This window comes from Ignisphaera sp. (genome assembly GCA_038735125.1).
Classification (GTDB): domain Archaea; phylum Thermoproteota; class Thermoprotei_A; order Sulfolobales; family Ignisphaeraceae; genus Ignisphaera.
In genome coordinates, this window is record JAVYNU010000008.1 from 78,773 (window position 1) to 96,271 (window position 17,499).

At 39.7% G+C, this 17,499-nt stretch carries 19 protein-coding genes; 7 read left to right on the forward strand and 12 right to left on the reverse strand.

The genetic code is table 11. The features are described from left to right. Positions 1-32: 32 nt before the first annotated feature. Together QW284_08460 and QW284_08465 are read right to left on the reverse strand one after the other, a co-directional pair. Positions 33-263, reverse strand: a complete 231-nt coding sequence (locus tag QW284_08460) for a ferredoxin (protein MEM0339696.1) — start codon at positions 261-263, stop codon at positions 33-35. A 133-nt stretch (positions 264-396) separates the two neighbouring features. Next, a complete protein-coding gene (locus QW284_08465; protein MEM0339697.1) occupies positions 397-1,635 on the reverse strand; it encodes a glycosyltransferase family 2 protein in 1,239 nt (412 codons plus the stop codon). A gap of 142 nt (positions 1,636-1,777) precedes the next feature. Here QW284_08465 and QW284_08470 point away from each other — a divergent pair, with 142 nt between their 5' ends. Both QW284_08470 and QW284_08475 read left to right on the forward strand, forming a co-directional pair. Continuing rightward, entirely contained in the window at positions 1,778-4,231 is a 2,454-nt protein-coding gene (locus QW284_08470) for a valine--tRNA ligase (protein MEM0339698.1), read from the forward strand. A gap of 13 nt (positions 4,232-4,244) precedes the next feature. Continuing rightward, positions 4,245-4,778 carry a hypothetical protein gene (locus QW284_08475; protein ID MEM0339699.1) on the forward strand — a complete coding sequence of 178 codons (534 nt, stop codon included), beginning with the start codon at positions 4,245-4,247 and terminating at the stop codon, positions 4,776-4,778. On the opposite strand, the gene QW284_08480 is transcribed toward QW284_08475, so the two are convergent. Continuing rightward, positions 4,716-5,045, reverse strand: a complete 330-nt coding sequence (locus QW284_08480) for a hypothetical protein (GenBank protein MEM0339700.1) — start codon at positions 5,043-5,045, stop codon at positions 4,716-4,718. The two genes, QW284_08475 and QW284_08480, sit on opposite strands and share 63 nt — an antisense overlap. Before the next feature lie 57 nt (positions 5,046-5,102). Between QW284_08480 and QW284_08485 the strand changes: the two genes are divergently transcribed. Continuing rightward, a complete protein-coding gene (locus QW284_08485) occupies positions 5,103-5,888 on the forward strand; it encodes an HD domain-containing protein (GenBank protein MEM0339701.1) in 786 nt (261 codons plus the stop codon). On the opposite strand, the gene QW284_08490 is transcribed toward QW284_08485, so the two are convergent. From QW284_08490 to QW284_08500, 3 genes are all read right to left on the reverse strand, one after another. Then, on the reverse strand, positions 5,869-6,585 hold the full coding sequence (locus QW284_08490; GenBank protein ID MEM0339702.1) for a hypothetical protein: 717 nt from the start codon (positions 6,583-6,585) through the stop codon (positions 5,869-5,871). The genes QW284_08485 and QW284_08490 overlap by 20 nt on opposite strands. Before the next feature lie 11 nt (positions 6,586-6,596). Continuing rightward, positions 6,597-8,165: a carboxyl transferase domain-containing protein gene (locus QW284_08495; protein MEM0339703.1), complete on the reverse strand. Its 1,569-nt coding sequence runs from the start codon at positions 8,163-8,165 to the stop codon at positions 6,597-6,599. A gap of 147 nt (positions 8,166-8,312) precedes the next feature. Beyond that, on the reverse strand, positions 8,313-9,851 hold the full coding sequence (locus QW284_08500; protein ID MEM0339704.1) for an alpha-amylase: 1,539 nt from the start codon (positions 9,849-9,851) through the stop codon (positions 8,313-8,315). Between the two features lie 117 nt (positions 9,852-9,968). Between QW284_08500 and QW284_08505 the strand changes: the two genes are divergently transcribed. Both QW284_08505 and QW284_08510 read left to right on the forward strand, forming a co-directional pair. Further along, entirely contained in the window at positions 9,969-11,024 is a 1,056-nt protein-coding gene (locus tag QW284_08505; GenBank protein MEM0339705.1) for a deoxyhypusine synthase, read from the forward strand. A 57-nt stretch (positions 11,025-11,081) separates the two neighbouring features. Continuing rightward, the gene (locus QW284_08510; protein ID MEM0339706.1) at positions 11,082-11,798 is read left to right on the forward strand and encodes a hypothetical protein; all 717 of its coding nucleotides are present in this window, start codon (positions 11,082-11,084) and stop codon (positions 11,796-11,798) included. Between the two features lie 252 nt (positions 11,799-12,050). Here the strand turns inward: QW284_08510 and QW284_08515 are convergent, their stop codons facing one another. Next, a complete protein-coding gene (locus QW284_08515) occupies positions 12,051-12,443 on the reverse strand; it encodes an acetyl-CoA carboxylase biotin carboxyl carrier protein subunit (GenBank protein MEM0339707.1) in 393 nt (130 codons plus the stop codon). Between the two features lie 184 nt (positions 12,444-12,627). On the opposite strand from QW284_08515, the gene QW284_08520 reads away from it, so the two are divergent. Next, on the forward strand, positions 12,628-14,184 hold the full coding sequence (locus tag QW284_08520) for a glycoside hydrolase family 57 protein (protein MEM0339708.1): 1,557 nt from the start codon (positions 12,628-12,630) through the stop codon (positions 14,182-14,184). A gap of 3 nt (positions 14,185-14,187) precedes the next feature. On the opposite strand, the gene QW284_08525 is transcribed toward QW284_08520, so the two are convergent. The 5 genes from QW284_08525 to QW284_08545 all read right to left on the reverse strand — a co-directional run bounded on the left by QW284_08525 (position 14,188) and on the right by QW284_08545 (position 17,263). Next, positions 14,188-15,420 (reverse strand): NDP-sugar synthase, encoded by a 1,233-nt coding sequence (locus QW284_08525; protein ID MEM0339709.1) that lies wholly within the window; start codon positions 15,418-15,420, stop codon positions 14,188-14,190. Between the two features lie 747 nt (positions 15,421-16,167). Then, positions 16,168-16,383, reverse strand: a complete 216-nt coding sequence (locus QW284_08530) for a zinc ribbon domain-containing protein (GenBank protein ID MEM0339710.1) — start codon at positions 16,381-16,383, stop codon at positions 16,168-16,170. After that, positions 16,335-16,787: a hypothetical protein gene (locus tag QW284_08535; GenBank protein MEM0339711.1), complete on the reverse strand. Its 453-nt coding sequence runs from the start codon at positions 16,785-16,787 to the stop codon at positions 16,335-16,337. Before QW284_08535 ends, QW284_08530 begins: the two co-directional genes overlap by 49 nt. 72 nt (positions 16,788-16,859) lie before the next feature. Next, positions 16,860-17,012 (reverse strand): hypothetical protein, encoded by a 153-nt coding sequence (locus tag QW284_08540; GenBank protein ID MEM0339712.1) that lies wholly within the window; start codon positions 17,010-17,012, stop codon positions 16,860-16,862. A gap of 125 nt (positions 17,013-17,137) precedes the next feature. Beyond that, on the reverse strand, positions 17,138-17,263 hold the full coding sequence (locus QW284_08545; GenBank protein MEM0339713.1) for a hypothetical protein: 126 nt from the start codon (positions 17,261-17,263) through the stop codon (positions 17,138-17,140). A gap of 76 nt (positions 17,264-17,339) precedes the next feature. Between QW284_08545 and QW284_08550 the strand changes: the two genes are divergently transcribed. Beyond that, on the forward strand, positions 17,340-17,483 hold the full coding sequence (locus tag QW284_08550) for a hypothetical protein (GenBank protein ID MEM0339714.1): 144 nt from the start codon (positions 17,340-17,342) through the stop codon (positions 17,481-17,483). The last annotated feature ends 16 nt before the right edge of the window (positions 17,484-17,499 follow it).

The window sequence follows — 17,499 nt, forward strand, 5'->3', positions numbered from 1 at the left end:
TTAGAGAAAAAACATTATAGTAAAAAGATCCTTTATTCAACCTTTATCGATCCCGTTGGACAAGAAGTTGCCGCATTCTTAGCTACTTCAACTAGGTTATCAGGTATTTCGCCAACTGATTGCTTCTCGTTGTCGCTCTTTCTATAAGGATCTCTAATCCTGGTCTTGCCTGTTGCTGGATCAAGCTCGAATATGTCTGGTGCTAATGCCCAACATACTCCACATGCAATACATGTTTCCTTGTCTACCGTTACCTTAGCCATTTTTTGCACCATTATTTCATTTGATGGGGTGGGCTTTAAAGCGTTTTGGATAATAACGGAAATTATATGATGTCAATGAAATTTAAGAGAGCTTGCATAGCTGTTCCATCACTTAATATGTTGCCTTTGAATCTTATTGTTTCACAGAATAAACACTAGCTAATTGGGCGACTGATCTGTTTAAGGTTCTAAGCCACGGGATCTTTACCGGCACCATTGCTACTAGTGCTAGAAATCCTTGGAAAATCCAATTGGCTGGAGCTAGCAAGAGGGCTAAGTCTATGAATTTCTGATGTAGTATTAGATAGCTTGGTGCAAGAGCTATGGAAATCAATTCTATTTTTGCTAAGACCACTGTAAAGGCGGGTATTTGTATGAACTGCGATACTATCAGCACTACTGTTGCTAGGAATGGTGCTGTCAATGCTACTGGTTGCAGATACGCCAGCGACAGTAGAACAAGTTTTTTCTTATTTAAAAACCTTCTATGCTTTGTTATAGTATCTTTAAAACATTGTAAGGTTCCTCTATACCATCTAATCCTTTGGTTAACCAAGCTCTTCAAATTTGATGGAGCACCCTCAATAATAGGGCTATCTAGAAGCGCTATACTCTCATTGTAGAAAGATGCTAGTATTGATAGATATGCATCCTCTGCTAGAACCTCTGGCAACCCACCAATCTTCTCTATAAATTTCGATGAAATTGTCAAACCCTCTCCACTGATAAGGGGCATACCTATGAATTTTGCTAATCCAGGCAATCCAACATTATACCAAAGAAATGTGTCAATATATGATAACTTCCCAAGAACATTATTACCAACTCTGTAGACCTTTGTACCAACAATGCTATAACCGCTCATAACAAGTTTTGCAATTTTCTCAAAATATGTATTGTCCAGAATGTTATCTCCCCCATCTAAGATGACAAAGGCTCCATAGAGACTCTTTATATGTTTTAGAATAGAGTTTATCGATGATGCTTTAGATCTTCTACTCCCTCTATTCACATATATATAAAGGTTAAACCCTTTTTCGACAATAATGCTAGCTAATTCGAGGACGCTTATAAGAGATTTTCGATCATCGTTTTCAAGAATTACATAGACATCCACTCTCCCAAGCCTATACCTCTGCCTGCTAATACTCTTGAACGTCTCCTCTATTGATGATGTATCCTCCATGTATAAAGGAACCAGAACAGCTATATCAAACGGGTCATCATTATTACCATTGGCACCGTTATCTATGTTGATGTTTAGCCAGATCTTATTCTTGAGATTGCTTATCGCACTGAAGAAAGATGGTACTCCATAAACGAAAGACATTATTATGATGGACGCTGGTATATACCAAAACATTGCAAGCATTAATAACAGCCTCTAAAAACTATCTCTACTCCTTAAATATAAGCTTTTAAAATCAATTGGATTTTGTATCCATTAGAAAAACAAGGTTTATAAAAAGCCTATCAACATAGTTCTAAAGAGGTATACTAAGAGGTGTAGAGCTATAGAGACAAACCAACAGTCGTTCAAGCCAAGATTCAATGAAACTAGATGGCGCAAGGAGATAGAGAAGAAGCTTATTGAACAGTGGGAAAAAGAAGGCTTGTTCAACTTTAGATTCGATCCGTCAAAACCGACATTGATAATTGACACGCCACCTCCATACATATCGGGCAAGCCACATGTTGGGCAGACTGCACACTATGTTCAGATAGATATGGTGGCAAGGGCTTATAGAATGCTTGGTTATAATGTTCTTGTTCCATTCTATGGCGACAGAAATGGACTGCCCGTTGAGGTATTTGTTGAAAGGACCTATGGAATCAACCCACACGAAGTTGCAAAAACAGCTGAAGGAAGGGAGAAGTTTCTAGAGCTCTGCAAAACACATTTAGATAATGTTGAGAAGGACTTCATAAACCTGTGGAGGGCTCTTGGATGCTCTTTTGAATACTGGAGAGAGGGGACAGATAGTGTTGAATATAGGAAGGTGACCCAAACAACATTTATAGAGCTATGGAAAAAGGGTTTGATTTACGAAGCTGAAAGACCTGTTTTGTGGTGTCCACGTTGTGGTACTTCGCTTGCTGAGGCTGAGGTTGAGTATAGAGAAGAAGACGCTGAAATCTACTACATTAAATTTCTGTTGGTAGGCGGTGGAGAGGTCGTTATTGCAACCACGAGGCCAGAGCTTCTAGCCTCTTGCCTAATCTTAGCATACAATCCAAATGATGCTAGATATAAGCATCTGAAGGGTAGAAAGGCTCTTGTGCCACTCTACAACTATGAAATAGATATTGTTGAACATCCATCTGTAGACCCCTCTTTTGGCACAGGTATTATGATGATTTGTAGCTATGGTGATCAAACAGATGTTAGGATAATTAGAGAGCTTGGTTTAAGGCCTAGAATATCGATTGATGAAAGGGGTAAACTAACAGATGAGCTGTTAAAAGGTCTAAGCATCAAAGAGGCTAGAAAGACTATTGTGAATATGCTGAGAGAAAAAGGATTTATTGTGAAGACAGAGAAAATTAAGAGAAATGTCCCGGTTTGTTGGCGATGTGGAACACCCATAGAAATAATCCACATGAGAGAATACTTCCTAAAGCAGCTAGAATTCAAAGATGCTATGCTGAAGATAGCTAGAGAAGCTAGATTCATTCCCGAGGAGCACAGGGTAAAGTTGATTAACTGGATAGAGTCTATAACAATGGATTGGCCAATCTCTAAAACAAGGTACTATGCAACCGAGGTACCTACATGGAGATGCCTAAACTGTGGAGCCATTCTAGTGCCCGAGCCTGGGAGATACTATAGACCGTGGAAAGAACCTCCACCGTGGAATAAATGCCCGTATTGTGGAGCGCCAAAGGATAGGATAGTCGGCGAGACTAAGGTATTTGACACATGGTTCGACTCATCAATATCTGTTCTCTACGCAGCTGGAATAACAAAGTATCCCAATGTCTTCAAGCTGTATCTAAATGGAGATGCAAAGGCTTTGAGACCACAAGGATACGATATAATAAGAACTTGGCTTTACTACAGCCTATTGAGAGTGTATCAGCTTTATGGAAAAATAGCCTTTGACTATATTAGAGTAAGTGGTATGGGGCTCGACGAGAAAGGGGAGGCGATGCACAAGAGCAAGGGCAATGTTATTCTCCCAGACCCCTATCTAGAGAAATACGGTGCAGACTCCTTCAGATTTTGGAGCGCGATGGCATCTAAGCTAGGCAGTGACTATAGGTTCTCGGAGCAGATGATAAAAACAGGTTCGCTGTTTGCTGTAAAGCTTTTGAACATAGCGAGATTTGTATCGGCGTTCCCAATAATTGAGAAGGTTGAGATACTCCATCCCCTCGACATAGCGATCCTAGCAAAGCTTAACAACTTGATAGAGGCTGTTAAAAGAGGTTATGAGAACATGGATTTCTACGAGCCTATCCACCAAATATACCACTTCACCTGGGATATATTCGCAGATCACTATCTAGAAATGGTCAAGCATAGAGCGTATGGCACTGCAAAAAGCGATTACACAGAGCTCGAACAGAAAAGCGCTTGGTTCACCCTACACACCACTTTGAAATCGATTCTACTTCTACTTGCGCCCATAATGCCATTTGTAACAGACTATATATGGAGAAACATGTACAGAGAAACCTCTATACATTTAGAGATGCTACCATCAAAAGTGGCTCTACCTGAGAATGCGGAGAATATAAGTAAATTATTTGATTTGGTGATGAATATAAACAGCGCTATTTGGAAATACAAGAAAGAGAGCAACATTAGATTTTCAGAAGAGCTCAAAGCCACTTTGTACATACCAAAAGAGCTTGAGATATTCGCAAAAGAAATTAGAAATCTGCACAAGGTGTCCAAAGTAGAGTTTGGAACACCTGAAAAACCGTTTATAGAGCTAGGCTATGGAGCTTTTCTAAAAATTTAATTTGTGAAACAAAATGGTTTTTATAATTGCCGACATAGCTGTTGATGAATCTTTTGGTCTCATCAAGGCTAGTAGAACATTGAGAGACTGTGGTGTTGATCCAAAAAACATGCGTATCGACACATTTTACAACACCATTAGAATAGTGGTAAACGATTTGAACAAAATCCAGTGTGTTTCAAAAGTTAAGGGTTATACCACACTCGAGATAAGGTCTGTGTTCAGATGCGGAAATATTGAAAGTGTTTTTGCCAAAGCAGGCTTTGTGAAAATGCCGAAGGCTTTCCAGCGCATAGTCGGCTACATACCTATCAATGATGGGGCTGTAATCATACTGAGGACTTCAAAAAGAGATGTTTACCTAGCTAAGGTGTGTACAGCTAGAAGAATTGAGCCGCCTTTACCATCATCAACATGCATAGTAGCTGCCAATAACGATGCTGATTTAGAAAAAGCGAAAAAAATTGCGATGTATTTGAACCAGCTAGAGGAGATGTTTGGAAACTTGTGCCAGTCGGCTTCTGCCGGCGGTGTAGACAATCAATAGACTGTCTATGTAATCGAGTATATAGTATTCAACGGCATCTGCCTCCTCATGCTCAACAACAATTATTGGTAACCCTCCTGTTGAGATTCCCTGTTTAGCCAAGGCAACTAAGATCTTCCCAAAAGACTCGAGATCTTCTACAAAAACCTTTATGCATCGGTTATCAGGGCATATGGGTTTTCCCTTAGCAAATACTATTGCTCCGCTTACCCCCAGCTCCATTTCAATACTTGAAACCAGTTCGTAAACCCTTTTTCTATTCTCCATATTATAGACCGTAAAAGTTTTAGTCATATAGAAACTTTTTATAGGTTGTGGCAGATTATGGTTGTTGTATCACCAAATTTGATAAACTATCATATCTCATCGTCGAGTCTTCTCAAGGAAGCTTATCAAGCAATTGAAAGTGACGAGGAGCTCTCAACTCTTTTGAAGATGAGTAATATAATGGCTGTCACTAGATTGAAGTACAATGACCATGGTCTTACACATGCTAGAATAGTTGCGGGTGTGGCACTAGAAATGGTTGATATATTGAATAACCATGGCATTGAGTTCACAACTATGAGAGATGGGACAACCAAGAACATCGATGAGATCAAGCTTATTGTGATGCTCACTGGATATATGCATGACATTGGAAACGCTGTGCACAGATTTCAGCACGAATTTATAGGTGCTTTGCTAGCCAAAGATATTTTGAATCGAATTTTAACTCGGCTTGGATTTGACAAGAAAAGAGTTGTTGAATTGCGCCAAGAGGTTATGCATATGATATATTCTACTGAGTACAATGTTCAGTGTCTAACGATAGAATGTGGAATAACTAAGGTGGCTGACGGACTTGACATGGCTGAAGGGAGGGCCAGAATACCATACAGGCTCGGCAAAATCGATATGCATGCCATTTCGGCACTAAACATAAAGCGTGTTGAGATTGAAAAAGGTGATTCAAAGCCTGTTAGAGTATCTGTCTACATGAGTGACATGGCCGGGCTTTTCCAGCTAGAGGTTGTTCTAATGCCGAAGATTAGAACAAGTCTCTTAGACGATTATATAGAGATCTTCGTGTATACAGACTCCAAACAGTTTAAATACTATCCAAAGTAGGGAAGCTTGTAAAGCACCGGATGTTTAGAGAAGATGAACAAACATCCCTAATTTCACCCCCTCTATTTATGGAAAGCGTTAGCGATTCATAGTCTCTCCATGTAGGTATGCCAACTCTATACATGCAAAAAGATCCTTGGGCGCTGTGCACACATCCACCAAGTCCCCTCTCAGCAATGATGTCCCTCATGGAAAGCAAATCTTTTTTAGATGGTATAGGTGGATATCCCCTTGGATGTGTATGTGCAACGAATACAATGTCCTCTATATGGGGTATGTAAACAGTTTTTTTAAAGCCTTGAACAATTATCGACATCCCCTTAGTCAGTACAACCTCCATATACTCGACATCCTCAAATAGATATTCGTGGAGATGTGCTTTGGTAATGTTGTAAAAAGCATTGAAAAGCTTTTGCAGAATAGATGAAAGACATGTGTTTAGACGTTCTGCCCCCTCTTCACAAACAAATTCAATGTTTCTTCCAAGAATATGCTCCCTACGGTTGCACAGCTTATCATCTCCAAAAACCCGAACCCTGATGGTGTTCTCCTCGAAGACATTACCATCTATGCAAAAGTTTATAGACCCCTCCTCTTCGAATGCATCCTCAATAATATATTCAACATGTGTTAGAATGCTATATGCCTCTACGCACTTGGCAAGATCTTTGTCATCGATAATCTTCTCATATTTCATAATAAAATGCCTTAGAGCGGTATTAAACCATGTTTCTTTGGAGGCTTTGGCTTAATATCTCTCTTCGTTATAAAGAAGTTTAGCGCCTCTGCCAATACCTTTCTCGTTTCCGCAGGCTCTATAATTGCATCTATATATCCTCTTGAGGCAGCGTAGTAAGGTGTCGTAAGTTTTCCTCTGTATTCCTCAACAAGCTTCTTCAGCATTTCTTCACGCTCTTTCTCATCCTTTATAGCTTGCAACTCTTTGCGCCACACTATTTCAGCTGCTGCCTCCGGCCCCATAACAGCTATCTCAGCTGTTGGCCATGCAACAACAAAGTCTGCTCCAAGGTGTTTTGAGCCCAGGGCTATGTAGGCTCCTCCATAGGCTTTTCTAACAATCACAGTTAGCTTTGGTGTTGTAGCCTCCGCATATGCGTAGATAATCTTTGCACCGTGTCTGATGATACCCCTGTGCTCTTGGAATGTTCCAGGCAAGAAACCTGGCACATCAACGAATGTTACTATTGGTAGGTTGAAGGAATCGCAGAATCTCACAAACCTTGCTATCTTATCGGAAGAGTCTATGTCTAGAGACCCCATGTAGTAGAGCGGCTGGTTCGCAACAATACATATAGAGTGTCCATCGAGTCTAGCGAAACCAACTATAGCGTTTTTAGCGAAATCCTTCTGAACTTCAAAGAATGTGTTTCTATCTACAACAGCATTTATTATGTCATACATGTTATATGGCTTTGTAGGATCTTCTGGAACAACGTTGTTTAGCGTAGGCTCTAATCTATGTGGATCATCGCCAACATCTACTCTAGGTGGGAGCTCTAAGCTGTTTGATGGCAAATACGAGAGAAGCGTCTTAACGATCTCTATAGCCTCTTTATCATCCCTTGCAACAAAGTGGGCTACACCACTCTTACTAGCCTGTATCTCAGCTCCACCAAGCTCATATTCTGTAACCTCCTCACCTATAGCAGCTTTAACCACTTTTGGCCCTGTTATGAACATGTAAGATGTTTTTGACACCATTATGATAAAGTCCATTAGAGCTGGCGAATAGACAGCGCCTCCGGCACAAGGACCCATTATAACAGCTATCTGTGGTATCGAGCCAGAGGCCAGCACATTCATATAGAATATGTCGCCATAGCCTTTAAGCGAGTCCACCCCCTCCTGGATCCTTGCTCCACCGGAATCATTTAGAAAAACCACTGGAACACCGACGCTTAAAGCGAACTGCATAGCCTTAACAATCTTTGCTGCATGCATCTCGCCTACAGATCCACCCATAAATGTAAAGTCTTGTGCAATACCAACAACATTTCTGCCATTAACCCTACCAAAAGCCGTTACAACGCCGTCTCCAAGAACTTTTTTCTCGCTCATGCCAAATTCTGTAGCTCTATGGGTTACAAACATGTCAAATTCCGTATAAACACCATTATCAAATAACAGCTCGAGTCTTTCCCTTGCCGTAAGCTTGCCTGTGGCATGTTGTCTGTTTATTGCTTCAATACCACCTCCAAGCTTTGCCTTCTCAATGCTTTTCCTCAGCTCCTCTATTTCCTTTCTCACAAAGTTCATTTAAACACCACATTCAGAGTCGAATAGAGGTAGTGATAAATAAAACTTATTAAAACGGATCTAGAGAATCAAGTTTTTAATAGGGCTTTAGAGTTAAGATAATAAGATAAAATTTCCTATGGTTATTTATTCTTAGCAACTTGCTGATTATATCTTGGAAAGAATGTTGAGAACAGCCTCTCTAAGTTTATTAGGTTCTAGGGCTCCCTGTTGTAAAGCCTTGGCTAGGTTCTCTAATTCGTTTGCAATTTCGTCTAGGAAGAAGTTTTCTCTAATCCACCTCGCCAAATCTTTCCTCATAACATGATATGCTATTGACTCTGGTGGCACTATCTGGATAAAAGCCTTTAATTCTGCGATTGTTCGAGCCTTGTATGGCAATGGCTTTTCAGGCTCTTGGTAAAAGTGAAAAGCCTTTTTGTTTGGAAGAACAATCTTTTTGGCATATACCAATGGCTTTGAAGAGATCTCTTCCAGAACCATCCCTGTAAACAATGTTAATGCCTCTAAATATGTTGTATAAGCTGTTATAACATCTTTATAAGGAGAGAAGTAGTTATGCACATCTCCTGCAGGACCCGTTTTCGTGGCCATGTAGTATAAGTGGTCACTTGATCCAAGAGCCCTCCAGATCCTGAGTACTTCACCCCCCATCGCCTTAACATATGGCTCAAGACTTGTATAATACTCGAAGAGTGTTTTCTGAAAGTTATTGCCAAGCCAGGCCGACAAATCTCTTTCATCAGCCCAGCTTATTGTTTCCCAAACACTAACATCTATATAGTCCCTTGGACTATTCCTATAAGCAGCTTCATAAGGAGATGCCACATATATGTTATCATATTTTGCAATCTCGATTGGAAGCCACTTTAGAAACTCTAGTATCCCTGTCGATGGGTGGTGATGCTCACCAAAGGTTTCATAATCTATAGCCACTAGTACCACGTCTCCAACGGTTTTCGAGAGCCAATACGCATACTTATCTGCTGTTAATGGGTATTGATCCCAGTTTCTATCCGAAAATCTGAACCCTATATCATCACTGAGTCTATAGTTTCTCATTAAAACCCTTACGTCACATCCCCTAATACCATAGACATAGTTTGGACTTCTCCAGCCCAGAACCCTCTCTACACCCTCGGTTAAAATCGCCTTATAGCCAAGTCTACACAACATGTAGGCAATTTCATTATTATATATGAACTCAGTGTTCTCCGCAACTCTAGGTGCGACCCCAAAAATCTCTTTAACCAATGCTCTGTGGAGCTCTATTTGCTCAACGAATTCGTCTACTGAGAAGAGAGATGCTAAGCTATGGTAATATGTTTGCTCAACAAGCTCAATGGCATCCTCTGCTATAGCCTCACTAATAATGTCTATGACCCTCTTGTCCCACTTCATTGCCTGCTCTATCAATACACCACTTAAACTCATTGAAAATTTGAATTCTTTCCCCATTTTCCTAACATTTCTGATACTCTCTAAAAGTATTTTCGTGGCCTTCACATAGCATCTTTCAGCAATTCTAGTGAAGATACTCCTATTTGTTTCATCATCGAATATTAAATCAAAGAGATTGCCTAGAGATAACTTTTTTCTAACACCATTGAAAAGAAGATGCCTAAGCAGATCTCTTCTTAACCTATAGGGCTGGTGCAACTCAAACATGAAGACAACATCAACCATCTTAGTTGCCTCCCAATCAGCATTTAGAGATTATCTGGCACAAATGTAGTTGGATGATGAAATAGGTTTATTAACTTACTCCCTTCATGGCATAACAAACCCCGCTCTGTGACTAAAATGGGCAAAGATATAGAAATAGAGAAAAACCCGTATCTTATAGAAAAGCTAAAGACGTTTGAAATCAGGAGTAGAAGTGTCAAGGAGCTGCTAAGAGATATGGCAAATACAGCATATCAGGGTAGGGCGCTGGGAGAGGTATACGAAATAATAGTTGATATGATTAGAGACCCAGACAACACTATATTTCTAGGACTAGCTGGTTCCATGAGCACAGCTGGGATGTGGAAGATAATCAAGTGGTTTGTTGAGAAAAGATATGTTGATGTTGTTGTCTCTACAGGTGCAAATATATCTGAGGATATCTACGAGGCTATGGGGTTTAGCTACTACAAAGGTTCTCCCAATGTTGATGATGCAGACCTCCTAAGGTATAAAATAGATAGGTTCTACGATGTCTTTGCAAGTGAGATTGACTATAGAAAGATGGAGAACCTCATAAAAGAGTTCATATACACCCTGCCAAAGGGATCTCAATACTCAACAGCAGAGTTTCTATATCTATTCGGCAAATACCTAAATGAGAGAGGGATAGACTGTATAGTATCAGCTGCATATAGAGCTGGTGTCCCAGTTTTCTCACCAGCTCTAGTTGATAGTGGCTATGGGGTTGCAGCTATTTTGGCCGTAAGGGAGAGAGGACACAATATAGTTCTTGACATGGTGAAAGATTTCAATCAGATTGTTGAGATTGGTAGAAGAGCCAAGAAGATGTCTGCTATATACATAGGTGGTGGAGTTCCAAAGGATTACGTAAATCTGGTGACTGTTATGCAAACACTTCTAGATTATATGGAGAAGGGTGAGGAAACATATAAGTCATTAGAATATGTGGTTCAAATAACTATGGATGCCCCTCAGTGGGGTGGGCTTTCAGGAGCCACTCTAGAAGAGGCTGTTAGCTGGGGAAAGGTGTCGCCTAAAGCCAAGAAGAGGGTTGTATATGTCGATGCCACAATAGCTCTTCCACTAATAGCTCAGGCCTTGTACGAGGAGAACATAGAGAGGAAAAACGCTCCAAATCTTGAATGGCTTTTCAAGAGCATCAGCATTTAATAAACTTATATCTTAGTGTTCAAATAAAAACATTTTTGAAACCGGTGCAGTTTTTCGATGTCAGAAAAAAGTGAGAAAAGCTTAGGTTACGCAGAGAAGCTGACAATAGTAAAGATTCTTAGGGCTCTGAACAAATTTTACAGTTTAAGGGATCTTGAACAGATATTCGATGTCCCATTTCAGAGTCTGTGGAAATATGTAAATCTGATAGGATTGCCTAGCGAAGAGGTTGTTGAAGACATACATGCCAAGCTAGTGCGTCTTAAAATAGTTGATGAGATTCTGCTGAGCGAAGCAAAGAAGCTTAAAGCAAACCCTTACATACTTGCTATAAACACTGGTTTCTTAGAACTCTATGTACTGAAAATAGCGGAGACTTTGAAGAATAGCGATATAGATATTGTGGTTTCGTTATCACAAGAAGCCTCGAACCTTGCAACACTATTAAGCATTGAAATTGGCACTGATCTATGTACGCCACTACCCAACGAGAATTTGAACCCTGAGTTTGTAAAGGTGATCACCTATTATTCCGATATACATAAAAAAATGGAGATGCTGATATACCCAAAACACTGTGTGAAGGAAGATAAAAATGTGTTCCTATCAGACTTAATTCTCACAGATTTAGACAAATTCGAAGCTATTAATGCATTTGTTAAATCGCGAAATAGCAGAGTTCTAGGCATAGCCACTGTCTATATATCGAAGTATATTCTTGGCAAAATATCTTCACATGACATAAAAATTGTTTATCATATAGATGTTCTATAAGACTCAACTACGCAGAAGCTACTTTATTAGATAAGGTGAGTGTATTAACAGTCTATGCTACAAAAATTTAAGTTTCTAACACATATACGAAATAGTTAACTAGGTGATATCACATGTCGAAGAAGCCTGAGAAGAAAGAAGAGAAGAAAGCTGAAAAGAAAGAAGCAAAGAAAGGTAAGAAGTAGCTACATGCTCTGAAAATCACATTCAAATTCTTTTTCTTTTTTATTTGAAGGCAACTCTTTAATGATTCTATTCCTGAAGCTCGATAAGCGGATCGCCAACATTTATGAAAGATCCTTTTGAAGCAAAAATCCTTCTGACAACACCTTTCTTAGGTGAAACAATTTCTATTTCCATCTTCATAGACTCTAATACTGCTATAACATCGCCTTCCTTAATATAGTCTCCCTCTTTAACAAATATGTCTACAACTTTTCCAGGAATTTCCGCTGCTACAAGAAATCCGGCCAGCCCTTGAATTGTTTTAGGAGGTGTACTAGATACTGTATAGTTTTTTCTCGCTATCTCCACTATGTATTCCCTATCATTGATTCGAATCCTATAAACATTTTCTTTCTCTATCGAGACTTGGACCTCTATCTCCTTATTCCCATTTCTCACTATTATCTTCTGCCATTGCATAACTTATCAATCCTTATTTAGGTGTTGACGCGATAAATAAGAGTTATGCTGTCTTGGTTCACAGCATCTATAATTTTTAAGCAGGTATCTTGAGAAATATTTTAAGACTTGTTGTATATGTCAGCGATTTTATATAATGATGTTTTAATAATGCTAGAAATGTTAGGGTTGTATGGTGAGAAATGTGCTAGACATTGCAATATTGCCGGATTCTCCAATATATATTTATGGTGATTCAGCAAAAGTTGATGTGTTTTTGTACAGCGACGCCACTTGCACAGAATTCGATGTAGTCTTTGAGGCAACAGCGATTTTTTCAAGAGGTGAGAAAAGAATCTATTATGAGTCGAGAGTTGTGAAGGGGAACACCGAGCTCTCTATACAATTTGTTTTCGAAATTCCAGCCATGGACTCGCCAGAAGCGGTTCTAAGGCTATCGGCAAAGGCTAGAGGATGTAGTGAAGAGTCTTTCGAGAGGGTGGAGCTTCCTGTATATGGAGCTGCTAAAAACCTTGTGAACTTGATTATTGTTTGGCATAATCACCAGCCACCAAATTACCTACCCAACAAAACGTATTTTGCAGACTATCCATTTAAATGGGTTTGGTACAACCTATTCGAGCCTTATGCTATTGGAGGACCTTACTACGTTCATGCAAAAGTCTATGAAATGTTTCCAAAGGTTAAAACAACGGTTCACCTTTCGCCAAGTCTCTTGATCCAGTGGAGAGAGGCTATTGAAAAAGGATATGTTTTGGAGAGTGGTGAGAAGGTCTTGCCAGGCGACAAAAGAATTGATATGGTAAAAGAGGCTCTGGAAATGTATAAGAGGTTTGCAAATCAAGGTGCCATAGAGGTTCTAACATCTGTCTATGCCCATACAATACTTGGCTACATTATACATAGATTTGATATGGAGGAGGTTGTTAGAGACGAGCTTAGGCTAGGAATAGAGATAACAAAAGAGGTTATGAATATTGAGCCACACGGTGTTTGGACACCTGAAATGGCTTGGCACAACAGGCTTGGCACAATCTATGCCGATCTAGGAATAGATTACACTATTCTGTGTGGGAAGAGCCACTTCCCCAAGGCAATCGGCGATAAAACAACTATATATGAACCATACGAATTTGTTAGTGGAGATGGTAAAAGAATTAGAATCTTATTTAGGGATCAGCCAATTAGTGATTTGATAGGTTTTAGAAACAACTTTGCTAATAGAGTTGAAGCTCTAAAAGCAGCTCTCGACACCATATTAAATGTTGTTAGTAGAAGAGGTTTTGTAACAATTGCTTTAGATGGAGAAAACTGGATGATATTCTCAAAGTATCCCAAGAATACATATCCATTCTTCATAAACTTCTATAAATATGTTAACATACTACAGGAAAAAGGATTTTTAAGGAGTATGACAGGCCACGAAGCTGTGAAAACTTGTGGAGAGAATTGCAAGAAAATTGTTTATATACCAACAAATTCGTGGGTAAATGGTTTTCATAAATGGGATGGAGAGCTGAATGAACAGAAATATATGTGGTTCGAGGTTGAGAAGGCATATCACAAACTTAGACTCTATAAATATATAGCTGGAGATTCCCAAGATGTTAAAGCAGCTTATTGGGCTTTGTATCACGCTATAGATAGTGATTATTGGTGGACGGAGTTCTGGAATCCAAGAATGATAAAGACTTGGCTCACAGAACTTCATAGAATACTTGACAATGTTAAGTTTTCATAGCCATTATCTAATCGTCATATTTTCGATGTATACACCACCTGGAACTTCTTTATGAGGCCATACCTTCACATTTCTAAGTGTCGATCCCTCACCTATAACAACGTCATCTCCTATTACAGAGTTCTCTATCTTTACGTTCTTTCCTATTTTAACATGTCTACCAATAATACTATGTGTAATAGTCGCCCCAGAATCTATCCTGCACCTATCCATTACAACACTATAGTTTATTGTAACATTATTATTGATAATAGCGTAATTGTCTATAACACTATTTGCTAGTGAAACACCTTTTCCTATCTTAACATGGCGACCAATTAAGTTTTCTCCATCCACTTTTATCTCCCCCATTGATATACTTTTGAGTATCTCTTTGTGTAGCTCTTGAGATTCCCTGCTTTTCCCCTGCACCTTAACACCTTGTATCAATGTCTTTGCCTCTAATTCTTCTGGAGATAGATGTCTAAGCATATAGAAAACCGCTGCTAGATATCTCTCGGGAGTTCCTATATCGAACCAATACCCTGTTAGCTCGTATGCGTATACAGGTAGTCCACTCTCTATTGCAAGTGGTATTATATGCTGTCCAAAGTCCATCATACCTCTTTCTCTATACTCTGTAACCTTTGGTGATGATATAAATTCTCTGAAGTCCTTTGATAATATATATACACCTGTATTTACATATCTACTTGGAGCTTCTTCAGCCGATCTCGGTTTCTCAACAAATCTTCTCAACCTCCAATCTTTATTGATATCAGCAACTCCAAAATGTCTGATATCCCTGTCTTCCTCAAGAAGCTTAACAGCTATGGTCATAAAAGCCTCTTTGCTTTTATGCATAGAATAGAAGCTTTTCACATCTATATCGAATAGCAGATCCCCTTGAGCAACAAGAACATCCTCTCTAATATCGTAGTACTCCATGATAATTCTAACACTATCAGCATTACCAACACTATCTTCATTAGGCTGATACCTGATCCTAACATCGGGAAAACCATATTTAAGCCTAACCTTCAAACCCTCTCCAAAATAATCATAAACCTCCTTATAGTTGAAATACCCACTCACACCCATGTAGAACTCCGTAATACCCTGACTAGCAAGCTTAACAATAACAAACTCTATCAAAGGCCTGTTAAGAAACCTAACAACAGCTTTCGAAGTCTCGACGGTTAACGGATACAACCTGGTGCCCAAACCACCAAGAGGAAAAATAGCCTTTCTAAGCATATACCCACCAAATATAATATATTCTAACACAAAGTAATAAAGATTTGTATCAAAACCCGTAAGACACAATCAATGCAAATTAAAACTTGTCATAACACCAAACAACACTACTCTAAAAAATCAGACTCGGGTTCTCACATCACAAATCCGACGCGGACCTCTCATCATCGAAGTGATATATACATGCAACAAAAAGTAAAAAAGTTTGCATAAAACAAAGACCAAAAGATTAAAAGTCAAGAGGAAAATAATGATTGGTTAGATAATGGTGGTTGCCACAAGCAGAAACTACAGACTAGGTGTTAGGGGTCAAGGTTTCATAGCGGTTCATGTTAGTTGATTTCGTCGCTCACCCTCATACCCCCTGTCTTCTCTCCATGCCGCCTACGGGAGCCTACCTCCCCTCGGAGACGTGGAGAGCTTCCTCGGGCAGTTTCCTCCCCCCTCGCACTGCTCATCGAGCTCGCGGTGCCACCTTCAATACCTACTTACAATAGAAATACTTATAGTTTTTTGAGAAACGAGAGCTAGGCAAAATTGGTATCAACCCCTATAAACCTATATGAAAACTGAAGCAACAGAGAGGGGTTCGGGTCTGTTCGTTATTTTTGATTACCTCTAAATACTTCTGATTTCTTTGCTTCATTCTCTCATCTCTTTTCCCCTGCTCTGTCTGGTTTCATCCTTCACTGCAGGGGCTCTTTGGGGAGACCCAGGCTCCCCCGCATACGCTTTCAACGTTCTCAGCTATATATTCATGGCTCCGACGAAGTCTCTGTCTCTCTTGAATCCGCACCTTCTGCATATGGCTAGTCTATGTACATAGATTAGCCTAGAGCTGCGCCTCGGGCAAGTTGATGAAGTGTTCCTAGGGTCTACAACAATTATTGGAACATTATGCTCAATCGCCTTGGCTATAATTGTGAATTGGAGCTTTCTGTAGGCAATAGTGTCAGCCTCCATCTAACGCTATTACTTCTACCACTGATAGAGTCTCTCAGGTGTTCAAGGTCTTCTAAGGCAACAGCGTGCTTTTGCTTATGTGCCTTAACAATTATCTCTTTTGCAAGTTTCCAGCAATAATCGTTGATGATGCTCCTAGCTCTTCTGTAAAGAGCTATAATCCTGTTTAAAATCCTCTCATTGTACCTCCACCTCTTGGAATACTTCTTTTGAATCTCCTCAGCCCTAGCCCTCTTACTCAATGCCTCAACAAACCTTGTCTTGCACCTCCTAGTCTCAGAGCCATCAAAAACTGCAACAGTTCTCAAATTTAAATCAACTGCTGTGAGACCCCTCGGATTATATGGCTTGTAGCCAACCTCGAAGACTATGCTGGCAAACAGCTTTTTGTTCTCATATTTCACGTGAACCTCCTTCCACTTCAAACCTGTGAATCTCTCGATACACCCTCTTCTGTGCTTGAGTCTCAGAGTATACTACTTGTTTCTCAGAATAACCCTGGCTACCCCCTTCTCCAACTCTACTCTAGCATCTTGGTAGTCTAGCCTTGCTGAAAGCTTTCTAATCCTCGGCTTATCGCCATTGTTGCTTCTAGCCGATTCCACTAAAGCCAATGCGTAGTTATACATTTCTAGCTACATGTGCTCTAAAGCCATATTCTCTTAGCATTGAGTAGAACATTTGGTGAAGCTGGCTCTTCCTAGGGAGCTTATCTAAATCCCGTAAGGCGTCTACAACATTCTGCAACGCATACCTATAGATTGTCAAGTCCTGGGTAAATCATTTGCATTTCCATCGGCATCTCTGCCTCTGACTTGAGGACTCTGTGGTATGTGCCCTCAGGCATCCACCTGTAATTCAAGTGGATAGACGCCTTCATCGGGCTTCACTAGTTTAAGTATTTAGAGTACAAGCTTATAAAACCTTTATATCCTAGTATTGACGAGGAACATATTATGGTCTCAATATATGTATTTGATGGAAAAGTTGTTAGAACAGCTGGCAAATACCTCATATACCCACCAAAAGAATACCAAGAAAAGCTATCAAAACTACACAGAAAGAAGGTCAAGGTGATAGTAATAGAAGAAAGTAATTAGAGGTAATTAAAATTCA